Origin of the sequence: Agromyces seonyuensis, assembly GCF_009789225.1 — a bacterium.
In the GTDB taxonomy this organism is placed as follows: Bacteria; Actinomycetota; Actinomycetes; order Actinomycetales; family Microbacteriaceae; genus Agromyces; species Agromyces seonyuensis.
The window spans coordinates 25,439-46,783 of sequence record NZ_WSTA01000009.1 but is presented as its reverse complement, the minus strand read 5'-3'; the positions used below and the strand labels follow the sequence as shown (position 1 = coordinate 46,783).

The window sequence follows — 21,345 nt, the reverse complement described above, 5'->3', positions numbered from 1 at the left end:
GGTGCCCGTGATGGGCACGCGCTGCTGTCTCGGGTTCGCGACGAGATCGCGATCGACATGCGCCCGACTGCGCCGAAGCGGCGAGTTGCTCACGGATGACCTCGCTGTCAGTGGGGATCGAACTGTGGGGTGTGACGGCGTGTGACCGTTCACATCGTCGTCAATCGTGCATCCGACCCGGGTGCGTGTCAAGTCGACCGAATCTCGCTTCGATAACGGCCGGTTCAGCCGACTTGGGCGCCGATGGGCGGCGCGCTCGAGGCCCGCACCTCGAGGTGCGCGGCGACCGGTGCATCCGCGTACCCGGTGTCGACGCCCATCTCGGCGAGCAGCAGCGCGATCGTCCGGCGTCCGGCGCCGCGGAAGTCCTGGTGCACCGTGGTGAGCGGCGGCCAGACGTGCCGAGCGACGGGGATGTCGTCGAATCCGACGATGCTGACGGCCCTCGGAACGTCGAGGCCCATGTCGCGGAAACCGTGCATGAGGCCGATCGCCATGAGGTCGTTCGCGGCGAACACCGCCGTGAAATCGCGCCGTCGGGCGAGCTCACGGGCGGCGTAATAGCCGAAGTCGGCGGTCCAGTCGCCGAGGAACGGCGGGTGGGTCATCAGGTCGGCGTCGTTGACCGCATCGAGGAATCCTCGCATCCTGCTCTCGGCCTCGATCCAGTCCCGCGGACCCGCGAGATGCACGATCTCGCGGTGTCCGAGCGAGATCAGGTGCTCGGTCGCGAGGCGCGCGCCCGTCACCTGGTCGTCGGCGATCTCCGTGCGCAGGGCGCCGGCCGCGGACTGGAGGCTCACGACCGGCACCCCGAGGGCGAGTTCCGCGAGCACGTCGAAGGTGCGCACCTGCGGCGCGATCACGATGAGGCCCTCGATGTCCTGCTCGCGCAGGTGGGCGACCGCCTCGGCGATGGCCTCGGGCGTCGTCGCCGGCAGGTTCGCGGTCGTCACCCAGTAGCCCTGCTCGCGGGCGGCGTCCTCGATCGCGGCGATCGAGGAGGTGGGCCCGTACTCGCCGCGCGTGGCCAACAGGACGCCGATCGTGCGGGACCGGCTCGTGACGAGCGTGCGGGCGGCGCGATTGGGCCGGTACTTCAACTCGCCCATCGCGTCGATGACGCGCTGCTTGGTCTCGGGGCGGATGCTGGGGTGGTCGTTGAGCACGCGCGAGACGGTCTGATGGGAGACCCCCGCGAGGCGCGCGACATCGCGAATGCTGGGCTGTCGCCCTCCGTCAAGCTCTGGCATCACCCGCGACCGTTCGACTCCGATGTGCACGTTCACATGCGGCGCTCCCATTATGCACATTCGTCGCGAGAGTGCGATTCCGAGGTGCCGCCCGGCATGTGACCGTCACATCCGCCGGTCAGCGGTCATTTCCGCAAGAGATGCCCGAACCGGCATACGAATCCGGCCGCATCCGAAGCCCGCCGGTCCGGACAATTCCCCGGTCAGGCTCGAATCGTTTCGACCACGGAGCGCCGCCGATCTGCCCGCCGCCCGACCGCGAAAGCGACGGCAGCCGGCCGCGACCCCGCCGGCTCAGCCCGGCCGGCTCAGCCCGCTGAGATCGACCCGCTCGGATCAGCCGCGGTCCGACGCCGACGCCGCCGGGCGCATGCGTGCGGCCAGGAGCAGGGCGACGAGGGCGACGAGCACCGTCACGGCGAACTCCGCGGTGAACGCGTCGAACGCGAGCGCGCCGGCCACGAGGGCTGTCACGGAGATCGACACCGAGACGCCGAGCGACTCCCCGATCGTGAGGGCCGACGAGTTGAACCCCTGCGCGCTCACCGGCGAGAGTTCGAGCACCGACACCGTGAAGCGCGGGTACATGAGCCCCATCCCGGCACCTGCGACCGTCCAGGCGGCGAACGCGCACCACACCGGCAGCGCGAACGCCGCGGTGGCGAGCACCGCCACGAGGGCCGCGAGCAGCGTCGCCGTCCCGATCGCGACCGCGCGCGCGTTCGTCAGCCGCGCGCCGAGCCGTCCTTGCAACCACGACCCGGCCGCCCAGGAGATCCCCGCGCCCGTCAGCACGACGCCCGAGAGCGCCGGAGTCAGCTCGTACTCGGACTGCAGCAGATAGGGCAGGTAGAGCTCGGTCGCGAAGAAGGCGCCGGCGACGAGCATCCTGAGCACGACCGCCGCGGGCAGCCCCCGGGCGACCCGGAGCGCGCCTGCCGGCAGCAGCGGCCGAGCCGCGACGACGACGAGGGCGATCGAGGCGAGCGCGACGACCCAGCGCCACGGCGCGGCGAGCTCCTCCGACAGGCTCACCCCGAGGGCGGCGACGGCCGCGACGAGGGCCCAGCCGAAGCGCGAACGGCTCCACGGCACGCTCGGGTCGCCGGCGACCGCGTCGCGGGCCCGGAAGAGCGGGGCGGCCATGAGGAAGGCGGCCGGAACGGTGATGACGAGGACGCCGAGGAAGACCCAGCGCCAGCCGATGCCCTCCGCGTCGGCGATCGCGCCGGCGATGGCCGGCCCGATGATCGAGGGCACGACCCAGGCTGCGGCGAACGCCGCGAAGATGCGCGGATGCAGTGTCGGCGGGTACACGCGCGCGACGATGACGTAGATCGGCACCGTCACCGCCGCGCCGCCGAGCCCGTGCACGAGACGGCCCAGCACGAAGACCTCCATCGTCGGGGCGAGTCCCGCGATGACGAGGCCGACGGCGAAGACGGACCCCGCGACGATGAGCGGCACCACCGGGCCTCGGCGGTCGGTCCAGTTGCCGATGACCACCATGCCGACGACGCCGGCCGCGAACGGCACCGCGAACGCCAGGGCGAAGAGCTCCTCGCCGTCGAGCTCGGCGGCGATGCCCGGCATCACGGTCGTGACGGCGAGCGACTCGAAGGCCGCGATGACGATGAGGGCGACCATGCCGACCGTGAGCCAGCGCAGCGACGGCGCCATGATCGTGGCGGGTTCGCTCGGGACGGCTTCGCTGCCGGGACTCTCGTGACGCACCGATCCAGCCTATGCGGCCGGGCGCGCCTCGCCTCGACGGCGGAGCGCGGGGCTACTGCTCCTCGTGCTCGTCGGGGTCGGCTCCCCACAGCCGTCCGCGCTCGAGCCCCGAGATCGCCGCGACCTCCTCTTGCGCGAGTTCGAAGTCGAACACGTCGAGGTTCTCGCGCTGCCGTGCGGCGTCGCGCGAGCGCGGGATCGGGATGGTGCCGAGCTGAACGTGCCAGCGCAGCACGATGCGGGCCGGGCTGACGCCCTTCGCGCTCGCGAGGTCGACGATCACCGGCTCGGCGAGCAGCTCGCTGCCCCGACCGAGCGGGCTCCAGCTCTGCGTGCGGATGCCGTGGTCGTCGTGATAGCGGCGCAGACCGCCCTGCGGGAAATAGGGGTGCAGTTCGACCTGGTTGATCGCCGGCACGACGCCCGTCTCGTCTTCCAGCCGCGCGAGCATCGGCGCCGTGAAGTTCGAGACGCCGATCGAGCGCACGAGCCCCTTCTCGCGGAGGCGGATCATCGCCCGCCAGCTCTCGACGTAGCGGTCGACGGAGGGGTTCGGCCAGTGGATCAGGTAGAGGTCGAGCCAGTCGAGGTCGAGCCGTGCCCGCGACTCCTCGAAGCTCTCGAGGGTCTCGTCGAAGCCGTGGTGGCGGCCGGGCAGCTTGGTCGTGACGAAGAGCTCGGCGCGGTCGATGCCGGAGCGCACGAGCGCCTGGCCGACCTCGGCCTCGTTGCCGTAGTTGTACGCGGTGTCGAGCAGTCGGTACCCGCTCTCGATCGCCTGCACCATCGAGGCGAGTCCCTCGGCTCCGTCGAGCCGGTAGGTGCCGAGGCCGATCTGGGGGATCGATTGGCCGTCGCGCAACGTGTAGGCGGGCACGTTCATCGTCACAGTCTCGCCCATTGCGCCGCCCCGGCGCCAGGCCGCGCCGCGGGCCGACCGCTCAGATCGCGGTTGCGCTCCGTGCCCGCCCGCGCCGGACGAGCGTCACGGCGACCGCCGCGAGCGCGAGGAGACCGGGCACGAGCAGGTGCTGCCAGGCGAGCACGAGCAGGCCGAGAGTGAGCACGCTCGCGACGACCGCGAGCACCCACCCGAGGCTGCCGCGGCGAAGGATGCGCGTCGCGGCGAGCATCCCGGCGGTGTAGATGGCGACCATCGTGCTCGTGTGGATGAGGATGAACGCGGTCAGGTCGAGCCCGCCGGCGATCATGGCCACGAGGTAGGCGGCCATGAGGATGCCCGTGAGCGCGAGTGCGGGACGGGGCACCTCGCCGTCGGCGGCGCCGCGCGCGAACCGTCGCGGGAGGTCGCCGTCACGCCCCAGTGCGGCGCCGAGTTTGCCGAACGCGGGCAGATAGGAGTTCAGCACCCCGAGGGTGACGATGGCGGCGACGATCGCGACCAGCACGGGGCCGATGCCGGGCGCGGTCGCCGACACGAGCGCGAGGAGGGGCACGACGCCCTCCCCCGCGGACTCGCCGAGCACCGCGACCGTCGCCCATTGGAGCGCCAGGTAACCGATGCCGACGACGACGATCGCGATACCGGTCGCGAGCGGGATCGTACGGCGCGGGTCGCGGAACTCCCCGGCGAGGTGCGTGCCGACCTCCCATCCGGCGAACGCCCACACGAAGAGGCTCACCGCGGTGCCGACGCCGGCCCAACCGTGCGGCAGGAACGGCTGGAAGTTCGTCGCGTCGGCCGCCGGCACGGCGACCGCGACGACGCCGATCACGAGGGCGAGCAGCAGGCCCGTCAGCACGAACTGCACCCAGCCCGCGACGCGCACGCCGAACCAGTTCGCGACGAACGGCGGGATGAAGATGGCGGCGGCGATCCACGGCACGGCGGCGCGATCGACGCCGAGCACGGCCACGGCGTACTCGCCGCCGAGGACGGCGACGACCGGCGCCCCGATCGAGATGCCGAAGAAGAACCAGTATCCGGCCGCCCGTGCGGCGGTCCCTCCGAGGGCGCGACGCACGTAGCTCGCCACGCCGCCCGGGTCGGGGAAGCGCGAGGCGAGCGCGGCGAAGGTGCCGGCGAGCGGGATGCTCAGCACGAGGACCGCGGCGACGGCGAGCACCGAGGCCGGGCCCGCCGCGGCGGCCGCGAGGCCCGGCAGGGTCAGGATGCCCGTGCCGAGCACGCTCGCGATGTAGAGCGCGGTGCCCTGCACGAGGCCGAGCCCCGCCCGCCGCGGCGCGGTGGTTCCTCGGGCGGGGCCGGCGGGTCGGGGTGCGGTCTCGGTCGTCACGCTTCGATCATTCCGTCGCCCGGGCAGCGCCGGCGATGGCAGTAACGACACGCTCCGGAGAAAAACTGCCAGCATTGCCGTCGGTCGAGTCGGCGCGTCAGCGCCGTATCGAGACCCTGCAGCAGGTCGACTCGCCCGGTCTCGAGACGCCACTCCTCGCTTCCTCGACCACCGCGAACGGCGCGCTCACAGCGACGCGAGCGCGCCGTCGATGTCGGCGATGAGGTCCGCGGCGGCCTCGAGGCCGACCGACAGGCGCACGATCGACGGCGACACCTCGGCGGGCGTGCCCTTGACCGACGCGTGCGTCATCTCCGACGGGTAGTTCACGAGGGACTCCACGCCGCCGAGCGACTCGGCGAGGGAGAAGAGCTCGGTCGACTCGGCGAACTTCCGCGCTGCGGCTTCGCCGCCGGCGAGGTCGAGCGAGATCATGCCGCCGAAGCCCGACATCTGCCGCGCCGCGAGCTCGTGGCCGGGGTGCGTCGGCAGGCCCGGGTAGAGGACGCGCGCGACCGCGGCGTGGCCGACGAGGTGCTCGGCGATCGCCTGCGCGTTGGACGAGTGCCGCTCCATGCGCACGGCGAGCGTCTTGATGCCGCGCGAGGTGAGGAACGCGTCGAACGGGCTCGAGACCGCGCCGGCCGCGAACTGGGTGAAGCGCACCTGCTCCTCGAGCTCGGGGTCGTTCAGCACGAGCGCGCCGCCGACGACGTCGGAGTGGCCGCCGAGGTACTTCGTCGTCGAGTGCACGACCACGTCGGCGCCGAACTCGAGCGGGCGCTGCAGCGCCGGGCTCGCGAAGGTGTTGTCGACGACGACGAGCAGACCGCGGGAGTGGCCGAGTTCGACGAGCGCCGCGATGTCGCTGAGCTTCATGAGCGGGTTCGACGGCGTCTCGACCCAGAGGATTTTCGTCTCGGGGCGGATCGCCGCCGCGACGGCATCCAGGTCGCTCGTGTCGACCGTCGAGTGCTCGACGCCCTTGCCGCCGTGGATGCGGCGGATGAGGCGGTGCGTGCCGCCGTAGACGTCGTTGCCGATGATGACGTGGTCGCCGGGGCCGAGCACCGTGCGCAGCAGCGCGTCCTCGGCCGCGAGGCCCGACGCGAACGACAGGCCGAAGGCGCCGCCCTCGATGCCGGCGAGCTGCGTCTCGAGCGCCGTGCGCGTCGGGTTGCCGCCGCGCGAGTACTCGTAGCCGCCGCGGAGGCCGCCGATGCCGTCCTGCACGTAGGTGGAGGTGACGTGAATCGGCGGGATGACCGCGCCCGTCGTGGGGTCGGCGTCCTGGCCGGCGTGGATGGCGATGGTCTCGAAGGAAGTCATGTCGGTATCTCGATTCGTCTCGATCGCGCGCGTCACGCGGAGAGGTAGGTCAGGAGGTCGGCGCGGCTCACGACGCCGAGCACCTTGCCGCCGTCGGTGACGAGCAGTGCCGGATGCGTGGTGAACTCCGCCCGCGCGGTCGCGACGGGCTCGTTGACGCCGATGAGCGGCAGCGGCGACACATCGAGCGTCGACACCTCGTCGGTGAGCTGCACCGCGCCGGAGAAGACGAGCTCGAGCAGCGCCTCCTCGTCGAGCGCACCGCGCACCTCGCCGAGCACGACGGGCGGCTCGGCGCCGAGCACGAGCAGCTGGGAGACGCCGGTCTCGGTCATCCGGTCGATCGCGTCGCGCACCGAGTCGGTCGGGTGCACGTAGACGAGCGGGGCGATGCGGTCGGCCTTCGCCGCGAGCAGGTTCGCGACGGTGTGGCCGGCCGGCGCGTTCGCGAAGCCGTTCGCGCGCATCCAGGTGTCGTTGAAGATCTTGCCGAGGTAGCCGCGGCCGCCGTCGGGCAGCAGCACGACGAACACCGAGTCCGCCGGAGCGTCCTTGGCCGCCTTGAGCGCTGCGACGACGGCCATGCCGCTCGAGCCGCCGACGAGGATGCCCTCCTCGCGCGCCAGACGACGGGTCATCGCGAACGACTCGGCGTCGGTGACCTCGATGATCTCGTGCGGCACGGCGGGGTCGTAGGTGCCCGGCCAGAAGTCCTCGCCGACGCCCTCGACGAGGTACGGACGGCCCGTGCCGCCCGAGTACACCGAGCCCTCGGGGTCGGCGCCGATAATGCGCACGGCGTCGCCCGAGACCTCGCGCAGGTAGCGCCCGGTGCCCGTGATCGTGCCGCCCGTGCCGACGCCCGCGACGAAGTGCGTGACCTCGCCCTCGGTGTCGGCCCAGATCTCGGGACCGGTCGTCTCGTAGTGCGCGCGCGGGCCGTTCGGGTTGTCGTACTGGTTCGGCTTGAACGCGCCCGGGATCTCGGCGACGAGCCGGTCGCTCACCGAGTAGTAGGACTCCGGGCTCTCGGGGGCGACCGCCGTCGGGGTCACGACGACCTCGGCGCCGTAGGCCGTGAGCACGTTGCGCTTGTCCTCGCCGACCTTGTCGGGCACGACGAAGATCGTGCGGTAGCCGCGCTGCTGCGCGACGAGCGCCAGGCCGACGCCGGTGTTGCCGCTCGTCGGCTCGACGATCGTGCCGCCGGGGGCGAGCTTGCCCTCCTGCTCGGCCGCGTCGATGATGCGCGTCGCGATGCGGTCCTTCGAGGAGCCGCCGGGGTTCAGGTACTCGAGCTTGACGAGCACCGTGGCCTGGATGCCGTCGGTGACGTGGTTGAGCTTGACGAGGGGGGTGCCGCCGACGAGGTCGACGACGTGGTTCGCGTAACGCACTGGAATGGGTCCTCAGGGTCGTGTCGTGTGGTGCACGCAGGCGTCGGATGCCGATCGCGACGGGTCCGGGGGCGTTCGCGCCCGCGCCGGACTGCCGAATTGCGCGCAGGAAGCTGGGTCAGCGCGAACGGCGACGACAGCAACACGAGAACGGCGGGAGCACTCGACCAGCCTAGCCGCATCCCCCGGGGCCGGGTAGCCGGTCGGCGCCCCCGCGCCCTGGGGAAGCCCCGGGAACCCGGCGGATTCCCGCGGTTGCTTGCCGCGGCATCGTTTAGGCTCGGCGACGAGTGTCGTCCCCGCCAAACCCGACGAGAGGCCCCCACGTGCCCCAGCAGTCCGCTTCGAACCAGAACCCGACGGTCAAGCAGCAGCGCGCCGCCGCGCGCGACGCGAAGCTCGCCGCGTACCGCAAGAAGGAAGCGGCCCGGAAGCGCAACAAGCTCATCTGGATCTGGACCGGCTCCGTCGCGGCGGTCGCGGTCATCGCCCTCGTCGTCACGACGATCGTGCTGACGCCGAAGCCGGCCTCCTACGCGGGCGGCGCCACTCCCGGCGAGATCGAGGGCGTCGAGACCTTCGAGAACACGAGCGAGCACGTCTCGGGCACGGTCGAGTACCCCCAGGACCCGCCGGCCGGCGGCCAGCACAACCAGGTCTGGCTGAACTGCGGCGTCTACGACGTGCCGGTTCCCAATGAGAACGCGGTGCACTCGATGGAGCACGGCGCCGTGTGGCTCACCTACGACCCCGCCCAGGTCGACGAGGACGACATCGCGAAGCTCAAGTCCTACCTGCCGCTCAGCTTCGCGGTCTTCTCCCCCTACGAGAACATGGACACCCCGATCGCCGTGAGCGCGTGGAACGCGCAGCTCAAGGTCGACTCCGCCGACGACCCGCGGATCTCCGAGTTCTTCGAGCAGTACTGGCGCGCCGCCACCGTCCCCGAGCCCAACGCGGTCTGCACGGGCGGGGTCGACGAGACCGGCTCGCTCTCCTGATCGAACTGGACGCTCGATGACGGACGCGAAGTCGGAGCACGGGGTCGAGGGACTCGACGACGTCGAGGACCCCGACGAACTCGACGAGCTCGACGAGCTCGACGACGACCAGGCGGACGCCCCGCGTCGGCCGGCGATCGCCGTCCTCGCGATCGTGTCGCTCGTCGCGATCGTCGTCGTGGCCCTCGTGGCGTACTCGTTCGGCCGGCTCTCGACGCTCGCGCCGGAGGCCGAGGCTCCGAGCGACACGAGCGCCGAGGCCGGCTTCGCCCGCGACATGCAGGAGCACCACCACCAGGCCGTCGAGATGTCGCGCCTCATCCGCGACCGCACGGACGACCCCGAAGTGCGCACGCTCGCGTGGGACATCATCACGGCGCAGTCCGGCCAGGCCGGCCAGCTCTACGGCTGGCTGCAGGAGTGGGGACTCAACCAGGCCGGTTCCCAGCCCTCGATGACGTGGATGACGCTGCCGACGCTCTCGGGGTCGCCGCACGAGCACGCGGAGTCCGGCTCCCACGAGCCGGGGCAGCCGATGCCGGGCATGGCGACCGACGAGCAGTTGCAGGAACTCAGCGACGCGACCGGCGTCGAGGCGGAACGCCTCTACCTCGAGCTCATGATCGCCCATCATCAGGGCGGCGTGGAGATGGCCGAGGCGTACCTCGCCCGCGGGGACCGCCCGTCGGTGGTCGGCCTCGCCGAGAACATCGTCATGATGCAGCAGTCGGAGATCGACCTGATGACGGAGATGCTCGCCGAACGGCAGTAGTCGCCCCGCGGCCTCCGCCGGTCGAGTCGGCGCGCCGGCGCCGTGTCGAGACCCCCGCACCCGGTCTCGATACGCTCGCTCCGCTCGCTACTCGACCAACGCAACGCTGGTCGAGTAGGCGCGCCAGCGCCGTATCGAGACCCCCGCACCCGGTCTCGAGACGCGACCATTTCGCTGGTCGAGTCGGCGCGCCAGCGCCGTATCGAGACAACCGCACCCGGTCTCGAGACGATCGCTCCGCTCGCTACTCGACCACCGGACGAACGGAGCGCTACTCGACCGGAGGCGCCGGCTCGTCGAGGTCCGGCGAGAACGTGCGGATCGGTCCGGTCGGCTCGGGCGCCGGCGCCGGCGCCGCGGGCGCGTCGCTCGACCCGGGGCCCTCCTCCGGAGCATCCGGCGCCGGTGCGATCGCGGCGGTCTGCTGCTCGTGGAAGAGCGACGCGTAGACGCCGCCCGTCGCGAGCAGCTCGGGGTGCGTGCCGCGCTCGACGATGCGGCCGGCGACGACGACGAAGATGACGTCGGCCCCGACGATCGTCGTGAGCCGGTGCGCGATCGCCACGGTCGTGCGGCCGCGGGTCGCGTCATCCAGCGCGTGCTGCACGACGCGCTCGGAGATCGTGTCGAGGGCGCTCGTCGCCTCGTCGAGCACGACCACGGGCGGATCCTTCAGCAGCACCCGGGCGATCGCGATGCGCTGCTTCTCGCCGCCGGAGAGCCGGTACCCGCGCTCCCCCACGACCGTCTCGTAGCCGTCGGGGAAGGAGGCGATCGTGTCGTGGATGTTCGCGGCGCGCGCGGCCGCCTCGAGTTCCTCATCGCTCGCGTCGGGCTTCGCGTAGCGCAGGTTCTCGGCGATCGTCGCGTGGAAGAGGTAGGTCTCCTGGCTGACGATGCCGATGCGGTCGATGAGGCTCGCCTGCGCGAGGTCGCGCACGTCGACCCCCGCGAACCGCACCGATCCCTCGGATGCCTCGTAGAGCCGCGGGATCAGGTAGGACACGGTCGTCTTGCCCGCGCCCGACGGTCCGACGAACGCCGCGAACTCGCCCGGTTCGATGGTGAACGAGACCTGTTCGAGCGTCGGATGCTCGTCGGCACGGGCATCCGGATAGCGGAACGAGACCCCGTCGAACTCGAGCCGCCCGAGCGCGGCGCCGGCGGGCACGGGCTTCGGCTCGGCCGGGTCGGTGATCGCGGGCACGAGGTCGAGGTACTCGAAGATACGGGCGAACAGAGCGCCGGAGGTCTGCAGGTCGAGGGCGACCCGCATGAGGCCCATGAGCGGGAAGAGGAGCCGCGACTGCACGGTCGTGAAGGCGACGATCGTGCCCGCCGTGATGTCGGTCGAGCCGCCGCCGAGCAGGAATCCCGAGACGAGGTACACGATCGCCGGGATCGAGGACAGGAAGATGTTCACCATCGCGAAGAACCACTGGCCGGTCATCTGCTGGCGCACCTGCAGGCCGATCTGCGTGCGGTTCGCGTCGGCGTAGCGATCGATCTCGCTCGACTGCCGGCTGAACGACTTGCCGAGCAGGATGCCCGAGACCGACAGCGTCTCCTGGGTGATCGCGGTCATCTCCGAGAGCGACTCCTGCGTCTGTCCGGCGATGCGGGCCCGCACACGGCCGACGCGGCGCTGCGCGATCACCATGAACGGCATGAGCGCGACGGCGATGAGGGTGAGCTGCCAGTTGAGCAGCAGCATCGCGATGAGCGCCGAGATGACCGTGACGGTGTTGCCGAGCACGCTCGAGACCGTGTTGGTCAGCACGTTGGCGACGCCGCCGACGTCGTTCTGCAGGCGCGACTGGATGACGCCCGTCTTCGTGCGGGTGAAGAACGAGAGCTCCATCGCCTGGAGGTGGGTGAAGAGCCGCACCCGCAGGGCGCCCATGACCTCGTTGCCGATCGTCGCCGTGAGCCACGTCTGCCAGACGCCGAGCAGCGCCGAGACGACGTAGACGAGCACCATGAGGCCCACGAGCCCGCCGAGCAGCGGCAGGTTCGGCCCCGTCGGGGCGAAGAGGCCGTCGTCGAAGGCGCGCTGCGTGAGCAGCGGCGGGATGATGCTGAGCGTGGCGCCGATGAGCACGAGCACGACGACCGTGACGAGCGCCGCGCGGTGCGGCCGGAAGAGGCCGCCGATGCGGCGCAGCAGGTGCGGGATGCTCGGCGCCGCCGAGATCTGCGCGCGGGCGGCATCCTCGTCGACGGGTTTCACGCCGCGCCCGCCGAGCCCGCCCGGCATGCCGGCCGACCTGGCCGCGCGGCCACCCGGCCCTCCGCCCATGCTCATGGGCCCACCCTAAGCCCGCCCGGCGACGGCCCCGCAGCAGGCCGGATGTCCCGATCCGCCGAGCGCGAACGGCGTGTCGAGCCGGTGCGGGAGCCGGTCGTCCCGGGTCCGGCGCGCAACGAATCCGCTCGTCCCGCGCTCGGTGGAATCCGCCGCGCTCCCCCGCACACTCGGAGGAGAGAAGGCCGGGCGCCCCCACGCCCGGCCTTCCCGCCTCGGTAGTGCCTCCCCCTGACCCGCCGGCTACCCCTTCGTAGATCCGGCGAGCAGCCCTCGTACGAAGTACCGCTGCAGACTGAAGAACACGATGAGCGGGATGACGAGCGACACGAACGCGCCCGCCGTCAGGCGTTGCCAGTCCTGACCTCTCGACCCGACCATCTCCGCCAATCGTTGGGTGAGCGGCGCGGCGTCCTGCGTGCCGCCCGAGAAGATCAGCGCGACGAGCAGGTCGTTCCAGACCCACAGGAACTGGAAGATCGCGAACGACGCGATCGCCGGCACGGCGAGCGGGAGCACGATGCGGAAGAAGATCTGGCCGTGGGTCGCGCCGTCGACGCGGGCCGCCTCGATGACGTCCGCCGGGATGTCCGCGATGAAGTTGTGCAGCAGGAAGATCGCGAGCGGCAGGCCGAACATCGTGTGGGCGATCCACAGCGGCACGTAGTTCTGCGTCGGGATGATCGGGATGACGTCGTGCAGCCACTCCATCGAGGGCCGCAGGAACGTGCTGAAGAACTGCAGCAGCGGCACGAGGGCCACCTGGATCGGCACGATCTGGAGCGCGAAGATGAAGATGAACAGCGCGTTCGACCACTTGAACTTGATCCACGCGAAGGCGTACGCCGCCATCGACGCGAAGACGAGCGGGATGAGCACGCCGAGGATCGAGATCGCGATCGAGTTGACGATGTAGGAGCCCAGCTGCGGCGACGACTGCGACGCCGAGAAGAGCACCTCGTTGTAGTTGTCGAGCGTCCAACCCCAGTTCGAGAAGACCGTCCACCACCCGGTCTCGCGAATGAGCTCCGCCGGCCGGAACGACGAGATGAACAGGCCGAACGTCGGGATCGTCCAGAGGACGGCGATGATGAGCGAGGCGATCGTCGCGGTGCGCGACGTCAGGCGCTTCTTGACCCGACCGGTCTTCGTCTCGCCGAGCGTCATGGCCGTGACGACGTCGTCGCCGCCGACCTCCTTCGGTGCGGGCAGGTCCGCGGGTGCGATGCTCATCGGATCTCCCTCTGCCGGCGCAGCACTCTGACGTTGTAGACGACGATCGGCAGCACGAAGATGAGCAGGATGATGGCGAGCGCCGAACCGCGCCCCACCTCGCTCGCCCGGAACGCCTGGGTGTACATCTCGTTGGCGACGACGCTCGTGTTGAAGTTTCCGCCGGTCATCGTGCGGACGATGTCGAAGACCTTCAGCGTCGCGATCGAGATCGTCGTGAGCACCACCACGAGCGAGGGCCGGATGCCGGGGAGCGTGACGTTCGTGAAACGCTGCCAGGCGCTCGTGCCGTCGAGCTCTGCGGCCTCGAGCTGCTCGGTCGGGATGCCCTTGATGGCGGCGCTCAGCACGACCATCGCGAAACCGGTCTGGATCCAGATCATCACGACGATGAGCAGGATCGTGTTGATCGGGTCGGACTGGAGCCACTGCACGGGCTCGCCGCCGAACGCCACGACGATCGCGTTGAGGAGGCCGATCTGGTCGCGCCCCGGCGAGCGGTACTCGTAGACGAAGCGCCAGATGATGCCCGCGCCGACGAACGAGATCGCCATCGGCATGAACAGCAACGACTTGTAGTACTTCTCCCCGCGGGAGCGGTCGATGAAGACCGCGTAGGCGAGGCCGATCGCCGTCGCGAGCGTCGGCACGAGCAGCACCCACACGAGGGTGTTGATCAGCGTGCGGATCGCGGCCGGCTGCGTGAACGCCCACACGAAGTTGTCGAAGGTGAACGCGCCGTCGTTCGTCTGGAACGACAGGATGAACGTGCGGATCGCGGGGTAGACCAGGCCGATCGCGATCAGGATGAGGGCCGGCAGCAGGAACCCGGCCAGCTGCCAGTAGTCGCGGCCGCGCTTGGGCGCCTTGTCGATGAAGAAGATCAGCAGCCCGACCACGGCGGCGAACACCGCGAGGCCGATGAAGAGCAGCAGGATCTTCCCGAGCAGGTCGTTCGTCGTCATCGTGCCTCCCGGTTCGTCGTCGAGACTGGGGGTTGCCGAGGGGCGGAGCTCGCGCCCCGCCCCTCGATCATGCCTCTGCCGATGCGATCAGTGCCAGAGGCGCCCCGATGTTCAGCTGCTGGGCCAGGTCGCCTCGATGGTGTCGAGGACGGTCTGCGTGTCCTCGCCGCCGACCCAGGAGACGATGCCCTTCCAGAAGGAGTCGGCGCCGACGGCGCCCGGCATCAGGTCGGAACCGTCGAAGCGGAACGTCGTCTCGGGATCCTGGAGGATCTCGATGGACTGGACGAGCAGCTCGCTCGACGCGTTCTCCGGGTCGACGCCCTTGTTGGCGCTGATCACGCCGCCGAGGCTGACGCGGTTGTTCGCCCAGGTGTCGCTCGAGAGGTACGCGCGCACCGCCTCGACCTCCTCGGCGTCGCGGAACGCGACCGGGAACTCGCCGCCGCCCGTGACGGCCATGCCGCTGTCGGCGTCGACCGGCGGGAGCAGGAAGCCGAACACCGAACCGTCGGACGCCACCGTGTTCTCGTCGCCGCCGTCCGGGTTCCAGAAGGTCTCGTAGAACGAGGCCTGGTGGTGCAGCGAGCATTCGCCGTCGAGGATCGGCAGGCCGGCCGTCTGGAAGGCCTCGCTGATCTGCGTGGAGACGTCGCCGATGCCGCCGTTGACCATGTCCTCGTTCTTGAGGTACTCGCCGACGGCGTCGAACGCCTCGGCGACCATCGGGTCGTTGAACGGGATCTCGTGCGTTACCCACTGGTCGTAGACCTCGGGACCGTGGAGACGGAGCATGTAGTCCTCGATCCAGTCGGTGCCGGGCCAGCCCGTCGCCTCACCGGATTCGAGTCCGACGCACCACGGCTTGTGGCCGCTGTCGGCGGCGATCGTCGCGGACAGGTCGCTCAGCTCGTCGAGGGTCGTCGGGATCTCGTAGCCCGCCTCCTCGAACTCCGTCGGCGAGTACCAGACGTAGCCCTTGATGCTCGCCATCAGCGGAGCGGCGTACGTCGTGCCGTCGACGGTCGCGTACTCCTTCCAGATGGGATCCCAGAACTCGTCGATGTTCGCGACGACGGGTTCGGATGCCGGGATCGCCCAGCCGCCCGCGACGAGTCGGTTCAACAGGCCCGGCTGCGGCACGATGCCGATGTCGGGCGCGTTGCCGCCCTCGGCGAGCACGGCGATCTGCGCCTCGAACTCGCTCGAGCCCTGGTATTCGATCGAGATCCCCGTGCAGGTCTGGAAGTCGGACCACGACTCGACCAGGCGGTCGGCCTCGAGGTCCAGGATCGTGCCGGAGATGGTGACTTCGGCGCCGTCGAACGTGCCGTAGTCCTCGTAGTCGCCGCAGTCGACGTCGGCGGCGTCCTGTTCCGCCGCATCGCCCGTGCAGCCAGTGAGCGCCAGGCCGATGACCGCGGCTCCCGCCACGGCTGCCCAAGCGCCGCGTCGCTGGAATGTGCGCATAACCTCTCTCCCTCTTCATCGAGTTCATAGGTGGATCGCAGTCCCCCCGAACCGTTCCGCGCTCCACGCTATGCCCGGGCTATGCCGGGGGGCAAGGACCGCCGGGTCACGATCGGGCCACGGGTGAACGCGCTCTCACGGCGTCCGGACGCGCCGCACGCCCGCATCCGGCGATCGGATGCGGGCGCGCGGCGGTGGTTCAGGCGGCGTCGCCGAACGCGATCGCCTGCGCGACCTCGGGGGCGTGCTCCTCCCCGGCGTCGGCCCTCACGAGGGCGCGTCGGCCGAGCACGATGACGAGCGTCGCGGCGAGCACGGCGGCTGCGCCGAACACGAAGGCCCACTCGCCGCCGAAGGCGCCGGCGATGAGCGTCGCCACGGGCGGGGCGATGGCGCCGCCGAGGAAGCGCACGCCCGAATAGGCCGAGGATGCCACGGGGCGCGGCACGTCGGCGGCCTCCATCGAGCACTCCGTGAGCACCGTGTTGAGGACGCCGAGGAAGAGCCCGCCGACGATGACGCAGACGATGAGCCCGACGAGGGAGTGCACCAGGAGCGCCGCGGCGACGAGGTCGAGCGCGAGCAGCGGGAGCACGATGCGCAGCACGACGGTGCGGCGCAGGCGCGCCGTGAGCCACGGGGCGGCCCAGACGGACGTGACCGCGACCGCGAGCCCCCAGCCGAAGAAGATCAGGCCGAGCGAGACCGCCGAGCCCATGCCGATCGCCTCGAGCGCGAACGGTGTGTAGGCCAGCAGCACGAAGAAGCCGATGTTGTAGCAGAACGCCGCGGTCGCCATGACGCCGAGGCCCGGCTTCGCGAGCGCGCGGAACGGCGCCGAGAGGCGGGTCGGCGCGGGCCGCGCGGCGTCGGTGCGCAGCATCGTCATGATCGCGATGAAGCCCACCGCCATGAGCACCGCGGTGCCGAAGAACGGCGCGCGCCACGACAGGGAGCCGAGCGCACCGCCGAGCAGCGGCCCGATCGCGATGCCGAGGCCGAGCGCCGCCTCGTAGAGGATGATCGCCTGCGCCGCGCCGCCGGAGGCCGCACCCACGATGGTCGCGAGCGCCGTGGAGATGAAGAGGGCGTTGCCGAGGCCCCAGCCGGCGCGGAAGCCGATGACGCCGTCGACGCTGCCCGAGAACCCGGCGAGCGCGGCGAAGACCACGATGACGGCGAGGCCGATGAGCAGCGTGCGCTTCGCCCCGATGCGGGTCGACACCCAACTGGTGAAGAACATCGCGAGGCCGGTCACGGCCAGGTAGCTCGTGAAGAGCAGCTGCGTCTGCGCGGGGCTCGCCTCGAGGTCGCGGGCGATCGCGGGCAGGATCGGGTCGACGAGCCCGATGCCCATGAACGACACGACGGCGGCGAACGCGACGGCCCAGACCGCCTTCGGCTGGTGCAGGATGCTCGGTTTCGCCGGCGCGGTCGTGGCCGCCGGTGCGCCCGGTGCGGTCTCGAGTACGGGGAGGCTCGACGTGGCGGCGCTCACGCGACGCCCCCGGGCCGGACGGCTCCGCGGGCGGGCTGGAGGTCGAGGCGCTCGTGCACGATGCGCGAGGCGTCGATGAGGGTGTCGACGTCGTCGGGCGAGAGGCCGGCGAACCAGGGGGCGAGGGCCTCGCCGAGCTCGGCGCGCCACGCGTCGAGCGCGGCGAGGCCGGACGGGTCGAGCGAGATCTTCCACGCGCGGCCGTCGGCCGCGTCGACGAGCCGGCGCACCCAACCGCGCTCGTCGAGCGCGTGCACGAGCTTGGTCATGGTCGGCTGGGCCACGCGGCTCGCACGCGCGAGCTCGCCGAGACGCAGCGGGCCGAGGTCGCGCAGCACGGCGAGCGTGCGCCAGACCGCGGGGGATTCGGCGTTGCCGGTCTCGCTCGCGGCCAGGCGCGCGAGGCGGCTGGAGACCGCGACGAGGTCGCCGATGACGGTGGCGAGATCGCGATCCGGGTGCAGGATGCGGGCGCCGTTCGCGTCCGTCGGCTTCTGATCGTCCATCCCGACATCATATAGCCAATCTATATAGATTGGCGATACGGTTCGGGAACGCGAACAGTCGGGCCGACGACGGCCGGCCACCGCGCCCGAGCCGCCTCGATGACGCGCCGCGCACGGCGACGCCGCATGCATCCCGAGAAACCCCTTTCACGGATCCCGACGGAATTCTCGGAATGAATTCGGGAAAGGGCTTGCCAGACCCCGGGGGACTCGGGTAGAAACGTCCCCAGCATCCGAGATAGCGCTTTCTCGGAAAGTGATCAACGACGATGACTGGAGTCCGCGTGCCCGACACGACCTTCAACCGACCGGCCCGCAGCGGCCGCCCGAGGAGGCTCGCATGAGTGCTCTCGGCGAACTGCGAACCCTCAAAGGCGGGAGCGCTCCCAAGGGGCGACGGCAGAACAAGGCCGCGTACCTCTTCCTCCTGCCGTGGTTCCTCGGGCTCGCGGTCATCACCATCGGCCCGATGATCTCGTCCCTGTACCTCTCGTTCACGAAGTACAACCTCCTCAGCCCGCCGAAGTTCACCGGCCTCACGAACATCGAGCGGATGATCGAGGACGAGCGGCTGCACCACTCCCTCCTCGTGACGTTCCAGTACGTCTTCATCTCGGTGCCGCTGCAGCTCGCACTCGCACTCCTGCTCGCGGTCGTCCTCGACCGGGGCCTTCGCGGCCTCGCGATCTACCGCTCGGTGTTCTACCTGCCCTCGCTGCTCGGCGCGAGCGTCGCCATCGCCGTGCTCTGGCGCCAGCTCTTCGGCTACGACGGGCTCGTCAACCAGGTGCTCGCCTGGTTCGGCATCGAGGGCCAGGGCTGGATCTCGAGCCCCGACACCGCGCTCGGCACCCTCATGATCCTGAACGTCTGGACCTTCGGCTCCCCGATGGTGATCTTCCTCGCCGGCCTCCGTCAGATCCCGACGATGTACTACGAGGCGGCCTCGGTCGACGGCGCGAGCCGCTGGCAGCAGTTCTGGCGCATCACGATGCCGATGCTGACGCCGATCATCTTCTTCAACCTGATCCTCCAGATCATCGGCGCCTTCCAGTCGTTCACGCAGGCCTTCGTCGTCTCCGGCGGCACCGGCGGACCGGTCGACTCGACGCTCTTCTACACGCTCTACCTGTACCAGCGCGGCTTCACGAGCCTCGACATGGGCTACGCCTCGGCGATGGCCTGGCTGCTCCTCGTGATCATCGGCGCATTCACCGCCCTGAACTTCTGGGCCTCGAAGTATTGGGTTTTCTACGATGACCAGGACTGACCTTCCCACCGAGCCCGCACCCGTCACCGAGTGGGTGGTGACGGGCGAACCGATCGAGGACATCCGCGATCGCCGGCGCCGCCGCGCGGCGATGCGCAAGCCCTTCACGAGCATCCTGCGCCACGTGCTGCTCATCGCGGCCGCCGCGCTCATGCTCTACCCGGTGATCTGGATGGTCGTGAGCTCCCTGCGGCCCAACGAGCTGATCTTCCGCGAGCCCGGCATCATCCTGGACAGCTTCGAGGTGTCGAACTACACCGACGGCTGGAACGCGTTGAGCTACCCGTTCAACGTCTACCTGCTGAACTCGGCGATCGTCGTCATCGGCTCGATCATCGGCAACCTCGTCTCGTGCTCGCTCGCGGCCTACGCGTTCGCCCGGCTCGAGTTCGCCGGCAAGAAGTGGTGGTTCGCCATCATGCTCGTCACGATCATGCTGCCGATCCACGTCGTGATCGTGCCGCAGTACATCCTGTTCAGCCAGCTCGGCTGGGTGAACACGTTCCTGCCGCTCATCGTGCCGAAGCTGCTGGCGACCGACGCCTTCTTCATCTTCCTGATGGTGCAGTTCATCCGCGGAATCCCGCGCGAGCTCGACGAGGCGGCGCGCATCGACGGCGCCGGCCACCCCCGGATCTTCGCGCAGATCATCCTGCCGCTCATGGTCCCGGCCCTCGCCACGACGACGATCTTCACCTTCATCTGGACCTGGAACGACTTCTTCAGCCAGCTCATCTTCCTGACGAAGCCCAGCCTCTACACCGTGCCGCTGGCGCTCAACGCCTTCCAGGACTCGCAGAGCTCCACCGATTTCGGGCAGCTGTTCGCCATGAGCGTCGTCGCCCTCCTCCCGATCTTCCTCATCTTCCTCTTCGGGCAGAAGTACCTCATCAAGGGCATCGCCACGACGGGGATCAAGTGACGCGCCGGCCCCGGACGCGTCGCCACCACTGCACCACCCAACAGCACTAGGAAGGAATGCACCATGCGAGGCAACACACGACGCCGTGTCGGCGTCCTCGTCGGTCTGAGCGCAGCGACGATGCTCGCGCTCACGTCCTGCGCCGGCTCCCCCGCGGCCGCTCCCGAGGCGGAGCAGCTCGAGCTCTCCGACGAGCCCGTGACCCTCTCGTTCACCTGGTGGGGCAATGACACCCGCCACGCCGCGACCGAGGAGATCATCGCGGCCTTCGAGGACGAGCACCCGAACATCACCATCGAGCCGCAGTACACCGACTGGGCCGGCTACTGGGACAAGCTCAACACCTCGGTCGCCGCCGGCGAGATCCCCGACATCATCCAGATGGACGAGAAGCAGCTCTCGACCTATGCCGCCAACGGCGTGCTCGCCGACCTCGGCGCCTACTCGTCGATCCTCTCGACCGAGGACTTCCCGGCCGCCACCCTCGGCACCGGCGCCCTCGACGGCACGCAGTACGGCATCCCCGTCGGCGTGAACTCGTACACGATCATCGCCAACCAGACGATCCTCGACCAGTACGGCATCGACCTGCCCGACGACGAGTCGTGGACGTGGGACGACTTCGTGGACGTCTCCGAGGAGGTCGCCTCCGCGAGCGGCGGCGCGACCATCGGCACCCAGTCGTGGGGCTTCGAGGACGGCGGCCTGAACAACTGGCTCCGCCAGAACGGCAGCGCGCTGTACACGACCGACGGCGGCATCGCCGCGACCGAAGAGGACCTCGCCGGCTGGTGGGAGTTCCTCCTCGAGGCCACCGAGGGCGGCGCCACGCCCGACCCGGCCGCGACGGTCGAGCGCGAGTCCGGCGGTCTCGCCGAGTCCTTCACCGCGACCAACGCGTCGGCCTTCGGCCCGTGGTGGTCGAACCAGGTGCAGGCGCTCCGCGACGCGAGCGGCCAGGACCTCGTCGCCCTGCGCGTGCCCGGCACGACCGACGACTCCGCGTACTACAAGCCGTCCATGTTCTGGTCCTCCTCCGCGAAGACCGAGCACCCGGCCGAGGTCGCGACGTTCCTCGACTACCTCGCCAACAGCGAGGATGCGGCCGACCTGCTCCTCGCCGAGCGCGGCGTTCCCGCCAACGAGAAGATCCGCGAGTACATCACGCCGAAGCTCGACGAGGTGAACCAGACGGTCGTCGAGTTCCTCGACAGCCTCTCGGTCGGCGACGCCCCGCCCGCCACGCCCCCGGGCGGCGGCGTGATCGAGACGATCATCGACCAGCACACCACTGCCGTGCTGTTCGGCGAGATGACGCCGGACGAGGCCGCCGCGAGCTTCCTCGAGGAGCTCCAGACGGCGCTGGACGACGCCGCGGTCTGAGCCGACCGGCACTGAACGCCGCCGGCCGAGGAGCCCGTTCCGCTCCATC

Annotated in this window: 17 protein-coding genes; 5 read left to right on the top strand and 12 right to left on the bottom strand. The window is 70.3% G+C overall.

The features are described from left to right. Nucleotides 1–224: 224 nt before the first annotated feature. The 6 genes from GB864_RS03565 to GB864_RS03540 all read right to left on the bottom strand — a co-directional run bounded on the left by GB864_RS03565 (nucleotide 225) and on the right by GB864_RS03540 (nucleotide 7,971). Nucleotides 225–1,253: a LacI family DNA-binding transcriptional regulator gene (locus GB864_RS03565; RefSeq protein WP_160422977.1), complete on the bottom strand. Its 1,029-nt coding sequence runs from the start codon at nucleotides 1,251–1,253 to the stop codon at nucleotides 225–227. A 336-nt stretch (nucleotides 1,254–1,589) separates the two neighbouring features. Then, nucleotides 1,590–2,987, bottom strand: coding sequence for an MFS transporter (locus tag GB864_RS03560; protein ID WP_336603860.1), 1,398 nt, complete (start codon nucleotides 2,985–2,987; stop codon nucleotides 1,590–1,592). A 52-nt stretch (nucleotides 2,988–3,039) separates the two neighbouring features. After that, on the bottom strand, nucleotides 3,040–3,870 hold the full coding sequence (locus GB864_RS03555) for an aldo/keto reductase (protein ID WP_160422976.1): 831 nt from the start codon (nucleotides 3,868–3,870) through the stop codon (nucleotides 3,040–3,042). A gap of 58 nt (nucleotides 3,871–3,928) precedes the next feature. After that, entirely contained in the window at nucleotides 3,929–5,245 is a 1,317-nt protein-coding gene (locus tag GB864_RS03550) for an APC family permease (protein WP_336603859.1), read from the bottom strand. A gap of 186 nt (nucleotides 5,246–5,431) precedes the next feature. Further along, nucleotides 5,432–6,598, bottom strand: coding sequence for a cystathionine gamma-synthase (locus GB864_RS03545; protein WP_336603863.1), 1,167 nt, complete (start codon nucleotides 6,596–6,598; stop codon nucleotides 5,432–5,434). Between the two features lie 8 nt (nucleotides 6,599–6,606). After that, a complete protein-coding gene (locus GB864_RS03540) occupies nucleotides 6,607–7,971 on the bottom strand; it encodes a cystathionine beta-synthase (protein ID WP_160422973.1) in 1,365 nt (454 codons plus the stop codon). Between the two features lie 326 nt (nucleotides 7,972–8,297). Here GB864_RS03540 and GB864_RS03535 point away from each other — a divergent pair, with 326 nt between their 5' ends. Then, nucleotides 8,298–8,972 carry a DUF3105 domain-containing protein gene (locus tag GB864_RS03535; RefSeq protein ID WP_336603858.1) on the top strand — a complete coding sequence of 225 codons (675 nt, stop codon included), beginning with the start codon at nucleotides 8,298–8,300 and terminating at the stop codon, nucleotides 8,970–8,972. Nucleotides 8,973–8,988: 16 nt separating this feature from the next. Next, nucleotides 8,989–9,744 (top strand): DUF305 domain-containing protein, encoded by a 756-nt coding sequence (locus tag GB864_RS03530; protein ID WP_160422971.1) that lies wholly within the window; start codon nucleotides 8,989–8,991, stop codon nucleotides 9,742–9,744. Nucleotides 9,745–10,015: 271 nt separating this feature from the next. Here GB864_RS03530 and GB864_RS03525 read toward each other — a convergent pair whose 3' ends face one another. From GB864_RS03525 to GB864_RS03500, 6 genes are all read right to left on the bottom strand, one after another. Beyond that, the gene (locus GB864_RS03525; protein ID WP_160422990.1) at nucleotides 10,016–12,043 is read right to left on the bottom strand and encodes an ABC transporter ATP-binding protein; all 2,028 of its coding nucleotides are present in this window, start codon (nucleotides 12,041–12,043) and stop codon (nucleotides 10,016–10,018) included. Nucleotides 12,044–12,292: 249 nt separating this feature from the next. Further along, the gene (locus GB864_RS03520) at nucleotides 12,293–13,282 is read right to left on the bottom strand and encodes a carbohydrate ABC transporter permease (RefSeq protein WP_160422970.1); all 990 of its coding nucleotides are present in this window, start codon (nucleotides 13,280–13,282) and stop codon (nucleotides 12,293–12,295) included. Next, nucleotides 13,279–14,247: a carbohydrate ABC transporter permease gene (locus GB864_RS03515; RefSeq protein WP_160422969.1), complete on the bottom strand. Its 969-nt coding sequence runs from the start codon at nucleotides 14,245–14,247 to the stop codon at nucleotides 13,279–13,281. The genes GB864_RS03520 and GB864_RS03515 overlap by 4 nt, the downstream gene beginning before the upstream one ends. Before the next feature lie 111 nt (nucleotides 14,248–14,358). After that, entirely contained in the window at nucleotides 14,359–15,717 is a 1,359-nt protein-coding gene (locus tag GB864_RS03510) for an ABC transporter substrate-binding protein (protein WP_160422968.1), read from the bottom strand. Nucleotides 15,718–15,916: 199 nt separating this feature from the next. After that, nucleotides 15,917–17,131 carry an MFS transporter gene (locus tag GB864_RS03505; RefSeq protein WP_336603862.1) on the bottom strand — a complete coding sequence of 405 codons (1,215 nt, stop codon included), beginning with the start codon at nucleotides 17,129–17,131 and terminating at the stop codon, nucleotides 15,917–15,919. Nucleotides 17,132–17,211: 80 nt separating this feature from the next. Then, nucleotides 17,212–17,721 carry a MarR family winged helix-turn-helix transcriptional regulator gene (locus GB864_RS03500; protein WP_160422966.1) on the bottom strand — a complete coding sequence of 170 codons (510 nt, stop codon included), beginning with the start codon at nucleotides 17,719–17,721 and terminating at the stop codon, nucleotides 17,212–17,214. A gap of 340 nt (nucleotides 17,722–18,061) precedes the next feature. Here GB864_RS03500 and GB864_RS03495 point away from each other — a divergent pair, with 340 nt between their 5' ends. From GB864_RS03495 to GB864_RS03485, 3 genes are all read left to right on the top strand, one after another. Beyond that, nucleotides 18,062–18,991 (top strand): carbohydrate ABC transporter permease, encoded by a 930-nt coding sequence (locus GB864_RS03495; protein ID WP_160422965.1) that lies wholly within the window; start codon nucleotides 18,062–18,064, stop codon nucleotides 18,989–18,991. Further along, nucleotides 18,978–19,913, top strand: coding sequence for a carbohydrate ABC transporter permease (locus tag GB864_RS03490; protein ID WP_160422964.1), 936 nt, complete (start codon nucleotides 18,978–18,980; stop codon nucleotides 19,911–19,913). Before GB864_RS03495 ends, GB864_RS03490 begins: the two co-directional genes overlap by 14 nt. 63 nt (nucleotides 19,914–19,976) lie before the next feature. Then, the gene (locus tag GB864_RS03485; protein WP_160422963.1) at nucleotides 19,977–21,296 is read left to right on the top strand and encodes an ABC transporter substrate-binding protein; all 1,320 of its coding nucleotides are present in this window, start codon (nucleotides 19,977–19,979) and stop codon (nucleotides 21,294–21,296) included. The last annotated feature ends 49 nt before the right edge of the window (nucleotides 21,297–21,345 follow it).

Excerpts from the sequence above, each read along its gene's own strand:
- GB864_RS03565 (WP_160422977.1), bottom strand. The coding sequence starts at position 1,253 with ATGCCAGAGCTTGACGGAGGGCGACAGCCCAGCATTCGCGATGTCGCG.
- GB864_RS03495 (WP_160422965.1), top strand. The coding sequence starts at position 18,062 with ATGAGTGCTCTCGGCGAACTGCGAACCCTCAAAGGCGGGAGCGCTCCC.
- GB864_RS03530 (WP_160422971.1), top strand. The coding sequence starts at position 8,989 with ATGACGGACGCGAAGTCGGAGCACGGGGTCGAGGGACTCGACGACGTC.
- GB864_RS03500 (WP_160422966.1), bottom strand. The coding sequence starts at position 17,721 with ATGGACGATCAGAAGCCGACGGACGCGAACGGCGCCCGCATCCTGCAC.
- GB864_RS03525 (WP_160422990.1), bottom strand. The coding sequence starts at position 12,043 with ATGGGCGGAGGGCCGGGTGGCCGCGCGGCCAGGTCGGCCGGCATGCCG.
- GB864_RS03555 (WP_160422976.1), bottom strand. The coding sequence starts at position 3,870 with ATGAACGTGCCCGCCTACACGTTGCGCGACGGCCAATCGATCCCCCAG.
- GB864_RS03485 (WP_160422963.1), top strand. The coding sequence starts at position 19,977 with ATGCGAGGCAACACACGACGCCGTGTCGGCGTCCTCGTCGGTCTGAGC.
- GB864_RS03515 (WP_160422969.1), bottom strand. The coding sequence starts at position 14,247 with ATGACGACGAACGACCTGCTCGGGAAGATCCTGCTGCTCTTCATCGGC.
- GB864_RS03520 (WP_160422970.1), bottom strand. The coding sequence starts at position 13,282 with ATGAGCATCGCACCCGCGGACCTGCCCGCACCGAAGGAGGTCGGCGGC.
- GB864_RS03490 (WP_160422964.1), top strand. The coding sequence starts at position 18,978 with ATGACCAGGACTGACCTTCCCACCGAGCCCGCACCCGTCACCGAGTGG.
- GB864_RS03510 (WP_160422968.1), bottom strand. The coding sequence starts at position 15,717 with ATGCGCACATTCCAGCGACGCGGCGCTTGGGCAGCCGTGGCGGGAGCC.